The organism is Planomonospora parontospora, assembly GCA_014647935.1.
In the GTDB taxonomy this organism is placed as follows: domain Bacteria; phylum Actinomycetota; class Actinomycetes; order Streptosporangiales; family Streptosporangiaceae; genus Planomonospora; species Planomonospora parontospora.
This window is the reverse complement of record BMQD01000006.1, coordinates 337764-354739: the sequence shown is the minus strand read 5'-3', so window position 1 is coordinate 354739 and position 16976 is coordinate 337764. Positions and strand designations below refer to the sequence as shown.

Sequence of the window (16976 nt, the reverse complement as noted above, 5' to 3'; positions counted from 1 at the left end):
ACATGCCGGACTTTGTGGACCAGGTGGTCCTGCACATCAAGGCCGGTGACGGGGGACATGGCTGCGCCTCTGTGCATCGGGAGAAGTTCAAGCCGCTGGGCGGCCCCGACGGGGGCAACGGAGGCCGTGGCGGCGACGTGATCCTGGAGGTGGACGCGAACACCGCCACCCTGCTGGACTACCACCGCCGCCCGCACCGCAAGGCCGACAACGGCAAGCAGGGATCGGGCTCCAACCGCGACGGCGCCAACGGGGCCGACGTCGTCCTGCCGGTCCCGGACGGGACCGTGGTGAAGAACGCCGCCACCGGCGAGGTGATCGTCGACCTGGTCGGCGCGGGCACCCGCTACGTCGTCGCCGAGGGCGGCCACGGCGGCCTGGGCAACGCGGCGCTGGCCTCCGCCAAGCGCAAGGCCCCCGGCTTCGCGCTGCTCGGCGAGCCCGGCGACGAGCTCGACGTGATGCTGGAGATGAAGAGCGTCGCGGACGTGGCGCTGGTCGGCTTCCCCAGCGCGGGCAAGTCCTCCCTCATCGCGGCGCTGAGCGCGGCCCGGCCGAAGATCGCCGACTACCCGTTCACCACCCTGGTGCCCAACCTCGGCGTGGTCACCGCCGGAGACACGGTCTTCACCGTCGCCGACGTGCCGGGGCTGATCCCCGGGGCCTCCGAGGGCAAGGGCCTCGGCCACGAGTTCCTGCGCCACGTCGAGCGGTGCAGCACGCTCGTGCACGTGATCGACTGCGCGACCATGGAGCCGGGCCGGGACCCGATCAGCGACTACGAGGCGATCGAGGCCGAGCTGGCCGCGTACGGCAAGCTGGAGGACCGCCCGCGCCTGGCCGTGCTCAACAAGACCGACGTGCCCGACGCGCGCGAGCTGGTCGACATCGTCCGGCCGATGCTGGAGGAGCGCGGCATGCGGGTCTTCTCGATCTCCGCGGCCACCCACGAGGGACTGCGCGAGCTGACCTTCGCCATGGGCGAGATGGTCGCCGCCGCCCGCGCGGCCGTCCCGGTGACCGAGCCGACCCGCCTGGTCATCAAGCCCAGGCAGCTCGGCGACGCCGGGTTCGCCGTGCGCCGGGTCGACGAGAACACCTTCCAGGTCACCGGGGTCAAGCCGGAGCGGTGGATCCGCCAGACGGACTTCACCAACGACGAGGCCGTCGGCTACCTCGCCGACCGGCTCGAACGGCTCGGCGTCGAGGAGGAGCTGCTCAAGGCCGGCGCCAAGGCCGGCGCCGAGGTCGTCATCGGCTCCATGGAGAACGGCTACATCTTCGACTGGCAGCCCACCCTCAACGCCGAGGCGGTGCACCAGGGCCCGCGCGGCACCGACAACCGGCTCGGCTGACCGCTCCCCTCCTCTCACCTGCTCCAGAAGAAAGGCACGCGTCGTGACCCCTGCGCGCGATCGGATCCGCACGGCAGCACGTCTCGTCGTGAAAGTGGGTTCGTCCTCGCTCACCACGCCGCAGGGCATGATCGACGTCGACCGGGTGGACGCCCTGGTCGACGTGCTCGCCGCCCGGCGGAGGACCGGCACCCAGATCGTGCTGGTCTCCTCCGGAGCCATCGCGGCCGGGCTCGGCCCGCTGGGCCTGGCCGCGCGCCCCCGCGACCTGGCCACCCAGCAGGCGGCCGCCTCGGTCGGCCAGGGCGTGCTGGTGGCCCGCTACACCTCGTCCTTCGCCCGGTACGGCCTGCGCGTCGGCCAGGTGCTGCTGACGGCCGACGACATGATGCGCCGTGCGCACCACGTCAACGCCCAGCGCACGCTCGGCCGCCTGCTGGAGCTGGACATCGTCCCGATCGTCAACGAGAACGACACCGTCGCCACCGACGAGATCCGCTTCGGCGACAACGACCGGCTCGCCGCGCTGGTGGCCCATCTGACCCGTGCCGACGCGCTGGTGCTGCTCTCGGACGTGGACGCCCTCTACGACGGCGACCCCCGCAGGGCGGGCTCGCGCCGGCTGACCGACGTGCGCGGCCCCGAGGACCTGGACGGGGTCGAGCTCGGCGGGGGCGGCGCGGTCGGCACGGGCGGGATGGTCACCAAGGTGCAGGCGGCCAGGATCGCCACCGGCGCCGGCGTGCCCGTGGTGCTCACCGCCGCCGCGCACGCCGCGCAGGCTCTCGCCGGGGCCGACATCGGCACCTACTTCCACCCGGCCGGGCGCCACCCGGGCACGCGGCTGCTCTGGCTGGCCCACGCCGCCACCGGCCGCGGCCGCCTCCACCTGGACCCGGGAGCGGTCGAGGCGGTCGTCGGCCGCCGCAAGTCGCTGCTGCCCGCCGGGGTCACCGGGGTCGAAGGCGACTTCGCGGCGGGCGACCCGGTGGACCTGTGCGGGCCGCTCGGCGGGGTCGTCGCCCGGGGCCTGGTCAACTTCGACGCCGCGGAGATCCCGGACCTGCTCGGCCGGTCCACCCGGGAGCTGGCGAGCAGCCTCGGTCCGGAATATGAACGCGAACTGATCCACCGTGACGACATCGTCATACTGGAGCCCACCCACTAGTTCCCATGGAGTGCGACATGTCTGCGTCGTCGGGAGACCTCACGACCGCTTCCGAGGTCTCCGAAGATTTCCTGAAGGTGGCCCTGGCGGCGAAGGAGGCCGCCACCGAGCTGGCCCCGCTGCCGCGGGCGCCTAAGGACACGGCGCTGCGGGCGATCGCCGACGCCCTGGTGGCCCGCTCCGCCGAGATCATCGAGGCCAACGCGATCGACGTGGCCCGCGCCCGCGAGAACGGCACCTCCGAGTACATGGTCGACCGGCTCAGCCTGGACGCCGCCCGGATCGAGGCCGTCGCCGACGCCGTGCGGCAGGTCGCCGACCTGCCCGACCCGGTGGGCGAGGTCGTCCGGGGGAGCACGCTGCCCAACGGGCTGGAGCTGCGCCAGCTCCGGGTGCCGCTCGGCGTGGTCGGCATCATCTACGAGGGCCGTCCCAACGTCACGGTCGACGCGGCCGCGCTCTGCCTCAAGAGCGGGAACGCCACCCTGCTGCGCGGCTCCTCCAGTGCGTACGAGTCCAACACGGTGCTCGTGCGGGTCATGCAGGAGGCGCTGGCGGGCACGGAGGTCCCGGCGGGAGCCGTACAGCTGGTGCCCGGAGTGACCCGCGACTCGGTCAAGGCGCTGATGAAGGCCCGCGGGCTGGTCGACGTGCTGATCCCGCGCGGCGGCGCCTCGCTGATCGAATCGGTGGTGCAGGAGTCCACGGTCCCGGTCATCGAGACCGGCACCGGCAACTGCCACGTCTACGTCGACGCCGACGCCGACCTCGACCTGGCGGTCGAGATCCTGCTCAACGCCAAGGCGCAGCGGCCCTCGGTCTGCAACGCCGCCGAGACGTTCCTCGTGCACGCCGCCGTCGCCGACGCCTTCGTGCCGCGCGCCCTGGCGGCGCTGGCCGGGGCCGGGGTCACGGTCCACGGCGACGAGCGGATCGCCGCGTACGGCGACGCCGTGGTCCCGGCCGGTGAGGAGGACTTCCGCGCGGAGTACCTCTCGCTGGACATCGCCGCCGCCGTGGTCGACTCGCTGGAGGACGCGGTCGCGCACATCAGGAAGTACGGCTCCGCCCACACCGAGGCGATCGTCACCCGCTCGGTCACCGCCTCCCGCAGGTTCGTCGCCCTCGTCGACTCCGCGGCCGTGGCGGTCAACGCCTCGACCCGGTTCACCGACGGCGGCGAGTTCGGCTTCGGCGCGGAGATCGGCATCTCCACCCAGAAGCTGCACGCCCGCGGCCCGATGGGGCTGCCGGAGCTGACCTCCACCAAGTGGGTCTACACCGGGGAGGGCCACCTGCGCACGTCTTCGGGCACGGTCATCGCCTCCTGCCCGGGCGAGTCGAGGTAGGGGCGGACGGACCGCGGGGCCCGGGGCCGGGCTCCGCGGGTTCCTTCACGGTCTGGTGAAGGGCGCTGAAAGTCGCGGTGTGTGAACGTGTCGCCGCGCTCCGCAGTGGGCATGGGTGGTTGGATTGGCCTCCATGCAGACCGTGATCGGGATTCTCTTCGTGGGCGTCGTGCTGTTCGGCGTCGATCGTCTGATGCTGTTCCTGGAGAGCCGGGGACACGTGAACTGGCGGCGGAAGGGCCGTCTGGACCTGTCGGCCGGGCCGGTGGCCGAGCTGGAGAGCCTGCTCGTCCCCGACCGGGGGGACGGGGACGGCGGGGAGCACGACGACCGGTGGGAGTCCGCCGAGCGGCACGGATCCGCGGACCGGCGCGAGTACGCCGGCCGGTCGTGAGCCGTCTTCTCCTCCGCCGTGGTCTCCCTGCACGCTGATCCTTCCGGCTCCGGCGAGTCGCCGGAGATTCGTCGTACCCGCCCGCTATGGTGTGGTCTCCTATGGGTGGAGGGCGGGTGGGCAGGCTCGGGCGCGTCGGCCCGTACACGCTGGTGGATCGCCTCGGCAGGGGCGGCATGGGCGAGGTCTACCTCGCCACGGCCCGGCGTGGGGAGAAGGCCGCACTCAAGATGCTCCATGACACGGTGGACGCCGACTCGGAGGCCGGCATACGCCTGGAGCGTGAGGTCCGCGCGCTCCGGCGGGTGGAGAGCCCCTACGTCGCCCGGGTGCTCGACGCCGACCTGGAGGGCGACCGGCCCTACCTGGTCATGGAGTACATCGAGGGCGACACCCTGCTGGACCGGGTACGGCGCGACGGCCCTTTGGAGGGCGCCGACCTGATCGGCCTGGCGCACGGCTTGGCCACGGCGCTGGCGATCATCCACGCGGCGGGGGTCGTCCACCGCGACCTCAAGCCGGCCAACGTCCTGCTCAGTGCTTCGGGCGAGCCGGTGCTCATCGACTTCGGCATCGCCCAGGTGCTGGACGCCACCCGGCTCACCATGACCGGCACCTTCCTCGGCACTCCGGGCTACGCCGCTCCCGAGCTGTTCGCCGACGAGCCGGTCGGGGAGCCGGCCGACGTCCACGCCTGGGCGGCGACGGTCGCCTTCGCCGCGACCGGCCGTCCCACCTTCGGCCGGGGCACGGTCGAGGCGCAGATGTACGCCATCCTCAACGGGCAGGCGGACCTGGCCGGTGTTCCCGCGGCCCTTCTCCCGCTGATCCGCGCGGCCCTGCACCGGGAGGCCGCCAAGCGGCCCACGGCGGCCCTCCTCGCGGCCAGGCTGTCCCGGCTGGCACGTGCCTCCTTCACGGATCCCGCGTCCGCGGGGGCTCCGGAGCCGTCCGCGCGGGCGATCGGCCCTGGCCGGGAGAGCAGGCGGCAGCCGGGGGCGCAGCGGAGCGGCCAGGAGAAGGCGGGGCCGGAACGGGCGGGCTCGGAGCGGGCCGGTTCCGCTCCGGCGGGGTCCGAGTCCCGGATGAGGACCGCGCTGAGGAACGGCGGGGCGCCGCGCGGCGCGCGCTCGGCCACGGGGGAGAACGCGAAGGCGGGCCGCCGGCTCCCGGTGGCGGAACGGGCGGCTCCCGGGACGGGCAGAGGACGGCAGGCGGACGGCTCTCCGGTGGCGGCGGAGGCCGTGGCGGGCTCTCCGGCGGGGCCGCTGCCCGCGGGGAACCTGACCCTGATCGTCCTCGCGGTGCTGGCGGTCCCCTGCGTCGTGACCTCGGTGATCTGGCCGCCGGCCACCTTCGCGGTCACCGCCGTGTTCGTCGTCCTGACCCGCGCCGTCTGGACGGGGCACTGGCTGGTCAGGAGGCACAGGTCGGCCGGGCTCCGGAGGGCCCTGCGGGTGCTCGGCTTCCCGCTGGCCCTCACCGGGTCGCTGCTGACCGCCGCGGTCTGGCCGGGCGCCCCCGCGGCGGGGCTGGCCGGGCTCACCCTGTGGCTGGCCATGGGCGGGTCGCTGCCCCCGGAATGGTGGCTGCAACCCGCCCCGGTCCCCGTCGCCGTCGCCGGTGTCGTGTTCGGCGTGGTCTGCGGATGGATCACCGGCCGGGAGGTGGAACGGGCCGGTTCCCGGCTGCCGGAACTCCGCAGGGAGGGCCTGCGCGCGATGGTCGTGCTGGGCGGTTTCGCCGCCGTGTGCACGGCGGCCGTGCGTGTGGTCGCGCTGGTGCTCTGAGGACCGGTCTCCGTTGAGCACCGGTCCCGGCCGGACTGTCCTAGCTCACCTTGGCCGGAGAGGCGGCCCAGGTGTTGCAGGAGGCGGGGTCGCCGGTGGCGTAACCCTGCTTGGACCAGTGGACGCGGCTGGCGCCCTTGCCGTAGACGCGGGCCTTCCCCTTCACGTCGCCGGTGTCCTTCACCATGCCCATCAGGTGGTTCCAGTTGGAGACCGGCCGTTCCAGCGAGGACCACACGCTCTTGATGAACACGCCCGCCAGGCAGTCCATCTGCAGAGAGTGCCGACGGTGCTGTTCGTTCAGCTCGGAGGTGTGCTTGTAGGGAGCGGCCCGGTAGGCCTCGCCGATTCCGACGAGCTCCTGCACGTGGTAGGCGTACATCTGGCTCATGAGGTGGAGCAGGTAAAGGTCGCCCGTGTCCTGGAGCAGGTTCTTGTGGAGACGGATGGCGATCGTTCTCGACTGAGGGCAGTGCCACGCTTCCGAGTCGCCGAACTTGTGACCGCAGAACCGGGCGGGGGCCTTGGTGTAGAACTTGACGACGGGCTTGGTGAACTGCAGGCCCGCCGCTTCGAGATGCGTCTTCCACGAGGCGTTCAGACAGTTCAGCACCCCGGTCAGATACTTCTTGGCCGAAGCGGGATCGCCGTCCTCGACGGATTTCTCGGCGCATTCCGTCTCGGCGAGCGCACCGGCGCCGTACAGGGCGTTCTGCGTCAGTGTCTCGTCCTTGACGGGGTAGGCGTGCGCCGTACCCGTCAGGAGCAGACCGGCCGCGCCGGTCAGGGCGGCGATCATACGGATTCTCATGGGGCCGAACAGTAAAGCAGGTCCGTTTTGTGTGCAAATCAGTTTCCCTATGCGAAAGGCCCGGAAGGTGAACTCCGGGCCTTTCGTGAACGATAGGGAAACGATACGGCTCAGTTGCCGTCACGGCGGGCGAACCGGTTGAAGATCCGCTCGCCGGCGTTGACCGCGCCCTCGGCCACGTCGCGCAGGACGCCGATGAACGGGTCCTGGGACTGCGACCACGACTCGCGGTAGGACCGGGCGGCGGCCTTGACCTCCTCGGAGATCTTGGCGCTGGAGTCGTCGGCGCGGCGGGGGTAGGTGCCGCCGAGGATCGTGTCGTACTCCCCGCTGCGGCGCCACTTGTCGAGTTCGGCGACGCGGGAGACCGCGAACGGGTGGGTCGTGCCGAGCAGGTTCAGGACCTTCAGCAGGCCGTCGCGGACGTCGCCCGCCGTGTCGTACTCGCGGGCCTGGTCGAGGAAGGCCTCGATGTTCATCTCGTGCAGGCGCGAACCGCCGGCGAGCTTCATCAGCGCCCGCAGGGCGGCGTCGGGGTCCTGGCCGACGAGGAGGCCGCCGCGGTCGGCGGAGAGCTCGGACTTGCGGTGCCACTCCTCCAGGCCCGCCACGATCGCGCGCAGGCCGATGTAGCCGAGCGGGATCCAGGCCACGCGGGTGGCCAGCCGGGTGAGGATGTCCAGCATCGTGCGGTAGACCGCGTGACCGGAGAGGATGTGCGCGGTCTCGTGGCCGATGACGAAGCGCTGCTCCTCTTCGTCCATCAGGTCGAGCAGGCCGGTGGTGACGACGATGAACGGGTCGTCGAAGCCGATGGCCTTGGCCTGGACCTGCGGGCTCTGCTGGACGTAGACCTCCGGGATGCGGTGGAGGTCGAGCACGTAGGCGGCGTCGCGGCCCATGTCGTGCAGGGCGCGGAACTGGGTGTCGCTCGTGCGCACCGCGGAGGCGAGGTAGATCAGGCGCAGGCGGCGCTCGCTGATCAGTCCCGACATCTGCTTGAGGACCGTGTCGAACCCGCTGAGCGATCGGAGGGCGACCAGCGCGGACCGGTCGGCGGGATGTTCGTAGGCGCGGGAGCTGATGCCGGGAAGCTGCGCGCGGTTGCGATCCGGGGTGGTGGTCATGTCCGGCATGCTACGTCGGCCCCGGGTGGCACGCGCGGGGGCTGGTTAAAAGCTCTGTGCGGTTCACGCGTATGGTCCATTTCATGATGAACGCTCCCACCGGCTACGGAAAGCGCCGTCTGGGCGTGATGGGCGGGACCTTCGACCCGATCCACCACGGGCACCTGGTGGCCGCCAGCGAGGTCGCCCATCACTTCGATCTCGACGAGGTCGTCTTCGTGCCGACCGGCCGGCCGTGGCAGAAGGCGGACCAGGTCGTCTCGGCACCGGAGGACCGCTACCTGATGACCGTCATCGCGACCGCCTCCAACCCGCGCTTCTCCGTGAGCAGGGTGGACATCGACCGGCCGGGTCCCACCTTCACCATCGACACCCTGCGGGACATCTCCGAGGCCCACGGCCCGGACACGGAGCTGTACTTCATCACCGGGGCCGACGCCCTCGCCCAGATACTGAGCTGGCGCGACGTGGACGAGCTGTTCACCATCGCGCACTTCGTCGGCGCGACCCGGCCCGGCCACCACCTGCACGATCCCGGCCTGCCCGAGGGGCGGGTGAGCCTGCTGGAGATCCCGGCGCTGGCCATCTCGTCGTCGGAGTGCAGGCAGCGGGTCGCCTCGGGGGAGCCCATCTGGTACCTGGTGCCGGACGGCATCGTGCAGTACATCAACAAGCGCGGGCTCTACCGGCGGCTGGAGGACTGAGCGGGGTTTTCGCTCCGCATCGGACAGGGCGCGAGCCCGGAGGTGATCCGCCGCGGAAGCGAGCCGTGGGGATCCGAAGCAACCGGAGAAGCAGACCGGGAGTGACATCCGTCCCGTCCGCCCGGTGACGATCGTCTACGTTTTCGGTGTGCGCCGGGGCAGCGCGATCGGAGGTGTCAGGGTGGCTCCTGGACGGCAGACCGGGCAGGGCGTCGAGGGCTCGGACGCTGTCGGCCGCATCCCGAGCGCCCACGACCGGGAACATCCCGGCCCGGCACGGGCGCGGGTGGAGCGCCGTTTCCGCATGAGGACGGTGATCACGGCGGCCGTGCTGATCACGGGGGTCTGCGCCTGCGAGGCCGCCGCACCGCCGTCGGCCTCCCCCTTCGAAGCCGATCTGCCGGAGTATCGCGTCCCGCCCGAGACGCCCCCACCCGCTCCGGCTCCCGTCCGGAGGGCCGAGACGCCATTCGCCCGGGCCCATCCCCGGGCCAGGGTCCTGCGGATCCCCGCCGGAGACATGATGGCCCGTGACGTCGTGGGCACCCTGCCCGACGGGCGGCTCATCGTCCGCAAGTCCTCCCGGCGCCTTCCGTACCTCGACCACGTCGACCTCTTCGACCCCGCCACCGGCCGCAGCGCGCTGCTGCAGCGCACGACGGAGCGCGAGTCGTACACCGCCGCCGCGGCGGCGCACGGCACACGCGTGGTGAAGCTCCTCGGGAACGACGAGCCGGGCGGGTGGATCCTCGAGGCCACCGACCTCCGCACCGGCCTGACCCGGGAGGTGATGAACACCTGGGGCGGTCCTGCGGGGTACTGCGGGAGGGGCTGGCCATATCCCGTCGACCTCGTTTTCCATCGAGGAGATCTCTACTTCTCCGTGTGCGTCTCCGGCGACGCGGGAGACGTGGGCGTCTACCGCATGGGCCCCGGCGACGAGATCCCCCGGCTGTGGCGGAGGGGACTGTACGACATCGCCTGGGAGGGCGACGCCTTCCTCGCGAAATCCCCCGTCCTGGCGCCGGACTCAGCTGATCCGGGTGATTTCACCGGCTCGCCGGCCCGCTATGGTCCAGACGGCACCAGACGCGGCGTTCCCGATCCGACGTCGTACATCGTCCGGGTGGACGAGGACCGGGACCTCCTGGAGTACGGCGACGGCACCGCCGCAGGTATCGGCCCGCGTGCCAGGGGCGTCGCCGTCTCGCGGCACGGGCGCTTCGCGGTGTGGCGCGAGGGCGGGACCGGCTGGCTCCTCGACGCACGGACGCGTACGGCGGTGCGCCTCCCGGGGAGGGCGGTGGAGGAGGTGGGCATCTCCCACGCCGGGTATCTCCAGTGGAGGACGGCGGGCGTCTGCAACGTCGTTGACCTGGCGGTCCTGAACGACCGGGACTGAGCGTCCCAGCCCTCGCCCTCGTCCCCGTCTCCGTCCTCTCGGCCGCCGGAGACCGTGGCCGCCGCTTCGGAGAACTCCCGACGGCGCCCGCGGCGGCCGAGGAGACCGCCGCGGGCGCGGTGAGCGGCGACGGGGCCCGTCCACGGCCGCCGACACCGGGCGGGGGAGGTCACCGGGGCGGAGCGGGCCGGTCCGCGGGGCCGAGGAACAGGGCCGCCAGGCGGGGGAGGCGGCGGCGGGTCTCGTCGTCGTCTTCCACGTCCCAGTCCTCTCCGGCGGGGTGGTCCAGGAGGTCCATGGCGGCCACCGCGGCCGCCGCCACGTCGTCGAACGACTCCGATTCGCCCTGAACGCGTTCGTACGCCCGCTGTGCCGCGTAGGAGACGTCCTCGCAGCCGATCCAGCCGCCTTCGCCGCGGCTCATCCGCACCACCACGGGAAGCTCCGCGAGCGAGTCGGGGTCGGCGACGGCCCGGGTGAACGTCGTGCGTCCCAGTAGCATCAGCCCCGCGCGGAAGTCGGTGAAGCCGTCGTCACCGCATCCGCCCTGGACGAGGTAGGCGGCGTTCCACAGCGGCCAGCGGTACGCGGAGTCCGCGACCTGGATGAAGATCCGCTCGAACGCGATGATCTCGGTGGGTTCCAGCTCGGCGAGCGAGTCGGTCAGGATCTCCACCATCGGGTCGTCGGGCGGGTCCCGGTCGTCGGCCCGGCCACCGGCGGATCTCCGCGCGCGCTCGATGATGTCCCACCAGGTGTCGATGTCCACCCTGGTCACCATAGCGACCGGGGCTCTCCCGCCGGTGCGGGCGGAACCGGGCGGCCGGGGTCCGTGCTCCGGCTGTCCCGGCAATCGGTTTGCGGTGTGGAATCGGGTGGCACACGATAGGCGTTGTACTGACTGCCCGCTTTCGCCGCGGGCCGTGCCGGGCATCCTTAGGGGTGACAGCGCCGACTACCGGAGGACTGACCCACACCGTGACCGCAACCGACAGATCCGTCCAGCTCGTCAGGATCGCCGCCGAGGCGGCGGCGGACAAACTGGCCGACGACATCCTCGCCTATGACGTGAGCGACCAGCTCGTCATCACCGACGCGTTCCTGCTCTGCTCCGCCACCAACGACCGCCAGGTCCGCGCCATCGTCGACGAGATCGAGGAGCGACTGCGGGTCGAGGCCGATGTCAAGCCGGTCCGCCGCGAGGGCGAGCGCGAGGGCCGCTGGGTCCTCCTCGACTTCATCGACATCGTCGTGCACGTCCAGCACGAGGAGGACCGCACCTTCTACGCGCTCGAGCGCCTCTGGAAGGACTGCCCCGCCATCGCCCTGCCGGACAGCGTGACGCAGGTCGCCGCGCAGCGTGCCCGGCCGGCGGCGCCGGAGGACGCTCTGTGAGGCTGAGGCGCACGAGCGCCGGCGAGCACGGCCGCACCGCGGCTCACACCTCCCGGCAGGGGGCCGCATGAGCCGCCGTGTCGTGTGCCTGAGGCACGGCCAGACACTGTGGAACGTCGAGCGGCGGTTCCAGGGGCACACCGACATCCCGCTGGACGAGACCGGTGCGGCTCAGGCCGCCCGCGCGGCCGGGCTGCTCGCCTACCTGCGCCCCGACATGATCGTCTCCTCCGACCTCCAGCGCGCCCTGCACACCGCCAGGGCGCTGGGCGGGGTCACCGGCCTGGACGTGGCCGTGGACAAGGACCTGCGCGAGCGCGGCGGCGGCGAGTGGGAGGGGCTCACCCGGGAGCAGATCTCCACCGGCTGGCCCCGCGAGTTCGCCGCCTGGGAGGCTCCGGGCGGAGAGGACGTCGCCGACGTCGCCGAACGGGTCTCGGCGGCGGTCCGCCGCTGGGCCGCCCGGCTGGAGCCCGACGGGCTGCTGGTCGTGGTCTCCCACGGAGCCGCGATCAGACTCGGCGTCGCCAAGCTGATGGGACTGCCCCAGGAGCACTGGCCGGCGCTGGGCGGCCTGGGCAACTGCTCGTGGTCGGTGCTGGAGGAGGGACGCAAGGGCTGGCGCCTCCTGGAGCACAACGCCGGGACCCTGCCCGAGCCGGTCCAGAGCGACGACAGCCCCGAGGCCACGCGGACCTGATCGCCTGGTCGTACGGCTCGCCCCGGTGACGGGCGCGAGCCGTACGGGCGTCGATTAGGTGAACGGGACGATGTCCCTATATGCTTCCGGAGCGCCGCGACGAGAGCACTCGGAGCGGTGACCAGGGGCTATGGCGCAGCTGGTAGCGCGCCTCCATGGCATGGAGGAGGTCTGGGGTTCGAATCCCCATAGCTCCACTCCGGGGTCGTTCCCGAAGTGCCCTGAAGAACATCGGTGAGATCCCGCCCGGTCGGCTCGATCGGGCGGGATCTCGTCGTTTTCCCGGCCGGTACGGCCGTCGGCGGGCTCGTGCGGTCTCCCGGACCGGGATGAGGTCCTCGCTCCGGTCTTCGCGCCGCCGCCTCCTCACGGCGCGGCCGGTGCGCCGATGCCGACGCGGTGGGGCCCGGCCGGCACCGCGACCACGTCTCCGAGGTGATCTGATGAACCGGCTTCCACGCCGGACGGGGCTGCGGGCCGCCAGCCGCTTCCTGCGGCGGAGATGGAGATGGCTGATCGCCGGGTCCGGCGTGCTGTCGGCCGCAGTGGCCGTCGGCGTGGTGCTGGCCTTCCCGTCCGTCGCCGCCACCGCCTGTCCGGGCTGCTACGGACTGGAGGAACTGGAATCGGGGCTCTACGTCGAGTCGGGCCTGCCGGCCGGGCGGCGCCGCCGGGTGGCGGAGGCTGTGGCTGCGGGGGAGCGGCGCGTCCGTGATTTCTACGGGGGGCGTACGGGCTCGCCGCGGGTTCTGGTCTGCGTGACGGAGAGCTGCTACCGCCGGATCGGCGGGGGCGGGGAGCGAGGCGTCGCCATTCTCGACCGCGCGGTGATGCTCTCGCCGCGCGGCATCGATCCGGTGATCGTCTCCCACGAGCTGTCGCACGTCGAGCTCCGCGACCGGCTCGGGTCCGCAGCGGACCGGATCCCGAAGTGGTTCAACGAGGGACTGGCCGTCGTGGTCTCCGACGATCCGCGCTATCTCCTGCCGGGTACGGCCCCGGACCGGTGCCGGGTCGGCCCGGCGGGGGCTCCCCCTTCGAGCTCGGTGGAGTGGCTGCGCGCGGCCGGTGCGGACGATCAGGTCTACGCCAGATCGGCGTGCCGGGTGCACCGATGGCTGGCCGCGAACGGCGGGCGGGCCGCCCTGATCGGCCTGCTGGAGCGCCTGGCCGCGGGGGAGGAGTTCGCGCTGATCGTGCGGCAGGGGGCGGAGTGAGGGCCGGTTCCAGGGGCCGGGCCGGTTCCGAGGGGAGGGCGCGGAGTGAGGGCCGGTTCCGGGGGGCCGGGCGCCGCAGGCGTGGAGCGGCCTTTCCCGGGCCGTTTCGCGGGGTCGTCAGACACCGGCGTTCCGGCGGGACCAGCGGCTGCCGACCAGGCGCCGGGTGGTGCGGGGCGTGCGGTCGCGGGTGTCGGTGCGGAACCAGAGCTGGACCCGGGCGCCGCCGAGGGAGGAGGCGTCGATCCTCAGATCGCCCCCGGAGGACTCCGCGAGCCGGCGGGCGATGTCCAGGCCCAGCCCGGTGGAGCCCGCGCCGCTGGCCCCGCGCCGCAACGCCGCCGTCGGGTCGGGGATGCCCGGTCCGGCGTCGGCGATGAGCACGCCCACCGTGCCGGAGCCCTGGTGCAGGGTCACGGTGAAGGCGGTGCCCTGGGGAGTGTGCCGGAAGACGTTGCCGAGCAGGGCGTCCACGACGGCGCTGAGTTCGGCCGCCGGGACCGGCACGCGGACGGGCGCGTCCGCGCCGATCAGTTCCCACGGCCGCTGCTGGTCCTCGGCGAGGGCGGACCAGAAGGTGAGCCGCTCGCGCAGCACCTCGGCCGCGTCGCAGGAGACGGCTTCCGGGGCGCGGGAGGGGGCGCGGGCCGCCGCGATGATCTGGTCGACCTCGGACTCCAGGCGGCTGAGGGAGTGGCGGCTCTGCTCCGCCTCCGGGCCCAGGTGGTCGAGGCTGAGCCGCAGGGCGGTCAGCGGGGTGCGGAGCCGGTGCGACAGGTCGGCGGCCATCTCGCGTTCGGCGGCGAGCAGCTGCACGACCCGGTCGGCCATGGTGTTGAAGGCCTCCGCCGCGGTGACGAGTTCGGGCGGGCCCTCGGGCCGGATGCGGACGCTGAGGTCGCCGGCGCCCAGCGAGCTCGCGGCCCGGCCGAGCCGCCGGGCCGCCCGCACCATGCGCACGCCCAGCCGGTCGGCGACCAGCACCGAGCCGGCGGCCAGCACCACGGCGAGCCCGGCCAGCACCGCCCACGACTGGGCGACGCCTCGGGTCAGCTCCTCGGCGGGCACGAATACCTCGACGACCACGGTCCGCCCGCCGTCCAGGGCGACCGGGCGCAGCAGGAGGTAACCGGCGCCGGTCTCGACGGTGTCGGCCCTCGTCAGCCGGGAGACCGCGGCCACGGTCGCGGCGGGCGCGCGGACGGTGCCGACCGTGCCGCCGCCCGGCAGGTGTACGGCTATGCGGTCCCGGGCACCGCTGCTGGCCAGGGCGTGGGGAAGCCGGCTCGGGTCGAGGGTGATCGCCAGTACCGGGACGAGTGCCGAGGCCTGCCGTTCGGCCTCGGAGATGGCCCTGGTGTGGGCGATCTCCTTGACGATGATCCCCAAGGGGATGAGGAAGGCCAGGGCGATCATCGAGGCGCCGGCGAGTGCGAGCAGGGCGAGGGTCCGCCTCATCGGGGTGTGACCAGCATGACGCCGACCCCGCGCACGGTGTGCAGGTAGCGGGGCGCGGAGGCGCTCTCGCCGAGTTTGCGGCGCAGCCACGACAGGTGGACGTCGATGGTCTGGTCGTCGCCGTAGGACTGCTGCCACACCTCGGCGAGCAGCTCCTTGCGGGAGACGACCCGGTCGGCCCGGGCCGCGAGGTAGGCCAGCAGGTCGAACTCCCGGCGGGTCAGCGTGAGCGGCACGCCGTCCACGGTGGCCTCCCTGCGGTCCAGGTCCACGGCGAGTCCTCCCGCGCGGACCACCTTCGACGGCCCGGCGGGCCGCGCGCGCCGCAGGACCGCCTCCAGCCGGGCGTTCAGGTGGTCCCCGGAGAACGGCTTGACCAGGTAGTCGTCCGCCCCGGCCTGCAGCAGGCGGACGATCTCGGCCTCGTCGTCCCGGGCGGTGGCCACGATCACCGGGACGCTGGAGACGCTGCGCACCATCTTCAGCGCCTCCGACCCGTCCAGATCGGGCAGGCCGAGGTCGAGGATCACCGCGTCCGGGGGATGCTGGGTGATCTCCCGCAACGCGTCGAGAGCACGCCCCGCGCTGCGCACGGCGTGCCGGCGCCTGCTCAGTTCCTGAATGATCGCGGAGCGTACGTACTCGTCGTCTTCCACCACGAGAACGGTCGCCATGGGGCGTAACCGTAGTGAACAAACAGGCATCTAGGGTAATAATTCACCGCATGCGGCAGAGCTTGGGATTCATCGCGGTGTGGCTCGGCGCCACCGTGCTGGCGACGTGGGTCGCCTGGTTCGGTGTCCGCGACGTGCTGCGCAGCGAGGTCGTCGACGACATGAGGATCGAGCCGCTCAGTGCCGTGAACGGACGGACCGGGGCGGCGGCGCTCCCCGTCGGGGCGCCCGCCGAGCCGACCGCGGGCGTGGGCACCCCGATCGCGACCGCGCGCTCCGAGGCGCCGGAGAAGCACGCCCGGACCCGGCCCCCGGCCACCCCCGCGCCGACGGGCACCGCCGCGCCGGTGAGCCGGGCCACCGGTTCCGCCCCGCCGGCGACCCGCCCGCCGAGCAGGCCGACCAGCTCCGGCAGCCCCCGGACCCGGCCGGACCCGGCCCCCGAGCCCACGGCCACCCGGACCTCGTCGGCGCCCAGGGCCTCGGCGTCGAAGGCTCCCGAGGCCAAGGCGGCGCCGGACGCGAACGTGCGGGTGGTGAACGTGAAGGGCGGCTCGGTGTCGTTCGTCATCGAGAACGGCCTCTGCCGGCTGGTCTCCGCCGCGCCCAACGCGGGCTACGAGACGAAGGTCTCCCAGGCCGACGGATGGATCCGGGTGGACCTGATCCAGGGGGCGCACGGCTCGTCGGCCTTCTGCATCGGGCACGAGAACCGCACCGACGTCTGGGAGTTCTGATCCGCCGCCTCCGAAGAACGCGGCCGGATCACCCTGCGGGGTCGCCCCGGGCGGCGGACCGGGAGCGCGCCCCGGAGACGCGGGGCGAGAGGTCACGGAGGCCTCGCCGCCGGGAGACCACAGCCCTTCGCGCCCGGCGGAGCCGTATGTCACCGCCGGGAGATCACGGTCCTTCGAGTTCGCGGAGCCGTACGTCGGCCTCGGCGATGCGATCCTCGCCGAAGACCGCCACGCCGTGCTCCTCCAGCAGGGCGGTGGTGACGCCCCGGCCCGGCAGCAGGCGGCCGCGGAAGGTGCCGTCGTAGACGGTCAGGCTTCCGCAGGAGGGACTGCCCTCCTTCAGGATCGCGATCCGGGCGCCCGCGGACCTCGCGGCGGCCAGCGCGGCGCGGGCCCCCGCCAGGAACTCCCCGGTGACGTCCGTGCCGTCGGCGGCCAGGACCCTGGCGGCGCCCGCGAGCACGGCCGCCCCTCCGGCGCCGCCGGAGATCTCCGCGGCGGGACGGGGGACGGGCAGCCCGCCGGAGACCTCGGGGCAGAACGGGACGAGCCGGCCTTCCTGCCGCCAGCGGGCCAGCACGGCGTCGCCGCTCGTCTTGGCGGCTCCGTCGTAGCGGACCTTCCGTCCCATCAGGCAGGCGCTGACCAGGATCATCTCCACGCCCTCCAGCGTACGCGCCTCGGATCGGAGGGCG

The 16976-nt window shown here is 72.8% G+C and carries 18 protein-coding genes and 1 tRNA gene; 12 read left to right on the top strand and 7 right to left on the bottom strand.

Annotated elements, in window-relative coordinates; translation table 11 throughout:
- Nucleotides 1-2 precede the first annotated feature (2 nt).
- The 5 genes from obgE to IEZ07_RS12585 all read left to right on the top strand — a co-directional run bounded on the left by obgE (nucleotide 3) and on the right by IEZ07_RS12585 (nucleotide 6056).
- Nucleotides 3-1355: a GTPase ObgE gene (gene obgE, locus IEZ07_RS12605; RefSeq protein WP_068898890.1), complete on the top strand. Its 1353-nt coding sequence runs from the start codon at nucleotides 3-5 to the stop codon at nucleotides 1353-1355.
- 43 nt (nucleotides 1356-1398) lie between these two features.
- Nucleotides 1399-2523, top strand: coding sequence for a glutamate 5-kinase (proB, locus tag IEZ07_RS12600; protein ID WP_204054329.1), 1125 nt, complete (start codon nucleotides 1399-1401; stop codon nucleotides 2521-2523).
- 17 nt (nucleotides 2524-2540) lie between these two features.
- Nucleotides 2541-3872: a glutamate-5-semialdehyde dehydrogenase gene (locus IEZ07_RS12595; protein WP_068898974.1), complete on the top strand. Its 1332-nt coding sequence runs from the start codon at nucleotides 2541-2543 to the stop codon at nucleotides 3870-3872.
- 133 nt (nucleotides 3873-4005) lie between these two features.
- The gene (locus IEZ07_RS12590; protein ID WP_191894906.1) at nucleotides 4006-4266 is read left to right on the top strand and encodes a hypothetical protein; all 261 of its coding nucleotides are present in this window, start codon (nucleotides 4006-4008) and stop codon (nucleotides 4264-4266) included.
- A 116-nt stretch (nucleotides 4267-4382) separates the two neighbouring features.
- The gene (locus tag IEZ07_RS12585) at nucleotides 4383-6056 is read left to right on the top strand and encodes a serine/threonine-protein kinase (protein ID WP_191894905.1); all 1674 of its coding nucleotides are present in this window, start codon (nucleotides 4383-4385) and stop codon (nucleotides 6054-6056) included.
- 40 nt (nucleotides 6057-6096) lie between these two features.
- Here IEZ07_RS12585 and IEZ07_RS12580 read toward each other — a convergent pair whose 3' ends face one another.
- Both IEZ07_RS12580 and IEZ07_RS12575 read right to left on the bottom strand, forming a co-directional pair.
- Nucleotides 6097-6867, bottom strand: coding sequence for a neutral zinc metallopeptidase (locus IEZ07_RS12580; RefSeq protein ID WP_191894904.1), 771 nt, complete (start codon nucleotides 6865-6867; stop codon nucleotides 6097-6099).
- A gap of 110 nt (nucleotides 6868-6977) precedes the next feature.
- The gene (locus tag IEZ07_RS12575; RefSeq protein WP_191894903.1) at nucleotides 6978-8003 is read right to left on the bottom strand and encodes a M48 family metallopeptidase; all 1026 of its coding nucleotides are present in this window, start codon (nucleotides 8001-8003) and stop codon (nucleotides 6978-6980) included.
- 74 nt (nucleotides 8004-8077) lie between these two features.
- Here IEZ07_RS12575 and nadD point away from each other — a divergent pair, with 74 nt between their 5' ends.
- Both nadD and IEZ07_RS12565 read left to right on the top strand, forming a co-directional pair.
- On the top strand, nucleotides 8078-8698 hold the full coding sequence (gene nadD, locus IEZ07_RS12570) for a nicotinate-nucleotide adenylyltransferase (RefSeq protein ID WP_191894902.1): 621 nt from the start codon (nucleotides 8078-8080) through the stop codon (nucleotides 8696-8698).
- 181 nt (nucleotides 8699-8879) lie between these two features.
- Entirely contained in the window at nucleotides 8880-10100 is a 1221-nt protein-coding gene (locus tag IEZ07_RS12565; protein WP_191894901.1) for a hypothetical protein, read from the top strand.
- A 169-nt stretch (nucleotides 10101-10269) separates the two neighbouring features.
- Here the strand turns inward: IEZ07_RS12565 and IEZ07_RS12560 are convergent, their stop codons facing one another.
- Nucleotides 10270-10869 (bottom strand): DUF4240 domain-containing protein, encoded by a 600-nt coding sequence (locus IEZ07_RS12560; protein ID WP_191894900.1) that lies wholly within the window; start codon nucleotides 10867-10869, stop codon nucleotides 10270-10272.
- A gap of 209 nt (nucleotides 10870-11078) precedes the next feature.
- Between IEZ07_RS12560 and rsfS the strand changes: the two genes are divergently transcribed.
- The 4 genes from rsfS to IEZ07_RS12540 all read left to right on the top strand — a co-directional run bounded on the left by rsfS (nucleotide 11079) and on the right by IEZ07_RS12540 (nucleotide 13412).
- A complete protein-coding gene (gene rsfS, locus IEZ07_RS12555) occupies nucleotides 11079-11495 on the top strand; it encodes a ribosome silencing factor (protein WP_068898876.1) in 417 nt (138 codons plus the stop codon).
- Between the two features lie 67 nt (nucleotides 11496-11562).
- On the top strand, nucleotides 11563-12195 hold the full coding sequence (locus IEZ07_RS12550) for a histidine phosphatase family protein (RefSeq protein WP_191894899.1): 633 nt from the start codon (nucleotides 11563-11565) through the stop codon (nucleotides 12193-12195).
- A 124-nt stretch (nucleotides 12196-12319) separates the two neighbouring features.
- Nucleotides 12320-12392, top strand: a tRNA-Ala gene (locus IEZ07_RS12545).
- A 246-nt stretch (nucleotides 12393-12638) separates the two neighbouring features.
- Complete coding sequence (locus IEZ07_RS12540; protein WP_191894898.1) at nucleotides 12639-13412, top strand: hypothetical protein; 774 nt, start codon at nucleotides 12639-12641, stop codon at nucleotides 13410-13412.
- Nucleotides 13413-13529: 117 nt separating this feature from the next.
- Here the strand turns inward: IEZ07_RS12540 and IEZ07_RS12535 are convergent, their stop codons facing one another.
- From IEZ07_RS12535 to IEZ07_RS12525, 3 genes are read right to left on the bottom strand one after another with little or no spacing between them, the layout of a single operon-like run.
- A complete protein-coding gene (locus IEZ07_RS12535) occupies nucleotides 13530-14870 on the bottom strand; it encodes a sensor histidine kinase (RefSeq protein WP_191894897.1) in 1341 nt (446 codons plus the stop codon).
- Nucleotides 14867-15544: a response regulator transcription factor gene (locus IEZ07_RS12530; RefSeq protein WP_068898867.1), complete on the bottom strand. Its 678-nt coding sequence runs from the start codon at nucleotides 15542-15544 to the stop codon at nucleotides 14867-14869. Before IEZ07_RS12530 ends, IEZ07_RS12535 begins: the two co-directional genes overlap by 4 nt.
- Before the next feature lie 43 nt (nucleotides 15545-15587).
- The gene (locus tag IEZ07_RS12525) at nucleotides 15588-16115 is read right to left on the bottom strand and encodes a hypothetical protein (RefSeq protein ID WP_191894896.1); all 528 of its coding nucleotides are present in this window, start codon (nucleotides 16113-16115) and stop codon (nucleotides 15588-15590) included.
- Between IEZ07_RS12525 and IEZ07_RS12520 the strand changes: the two genes are divergently transcribed.
- A complete protein-coding gene (locus tag IEZ07_RS12520; RefSeq protein WP_191894895.1) occupies nucleotides 16102-16281 on the top strand; it encodes a hypothetical protein in 180 nt (59 codons plus the stop codon). The genes IEZ07_RS12525 and IEZ07_RS12520 overlap by 14 nt on opposite strands.
- 163 nt (nucleotides 16282-16444) lie before the next feature.
- Here the strand turns inward: IEZ07_RS12520 and IEZ07_RS12515 are convergent, their stop codons facing one another.
- Entirely contained in the window at nucleotides 16445-16942 is a 498-nt protein-coding gene (locus IEZ07_RS12515) for a 2-thiouracil desulfurase family protein (RefSeq protein ID WP_191894944.1), read from the bottom strand.
- Between the last annotated feature and the right edge of the window lie 34 nt (nucleotides 16943-16976).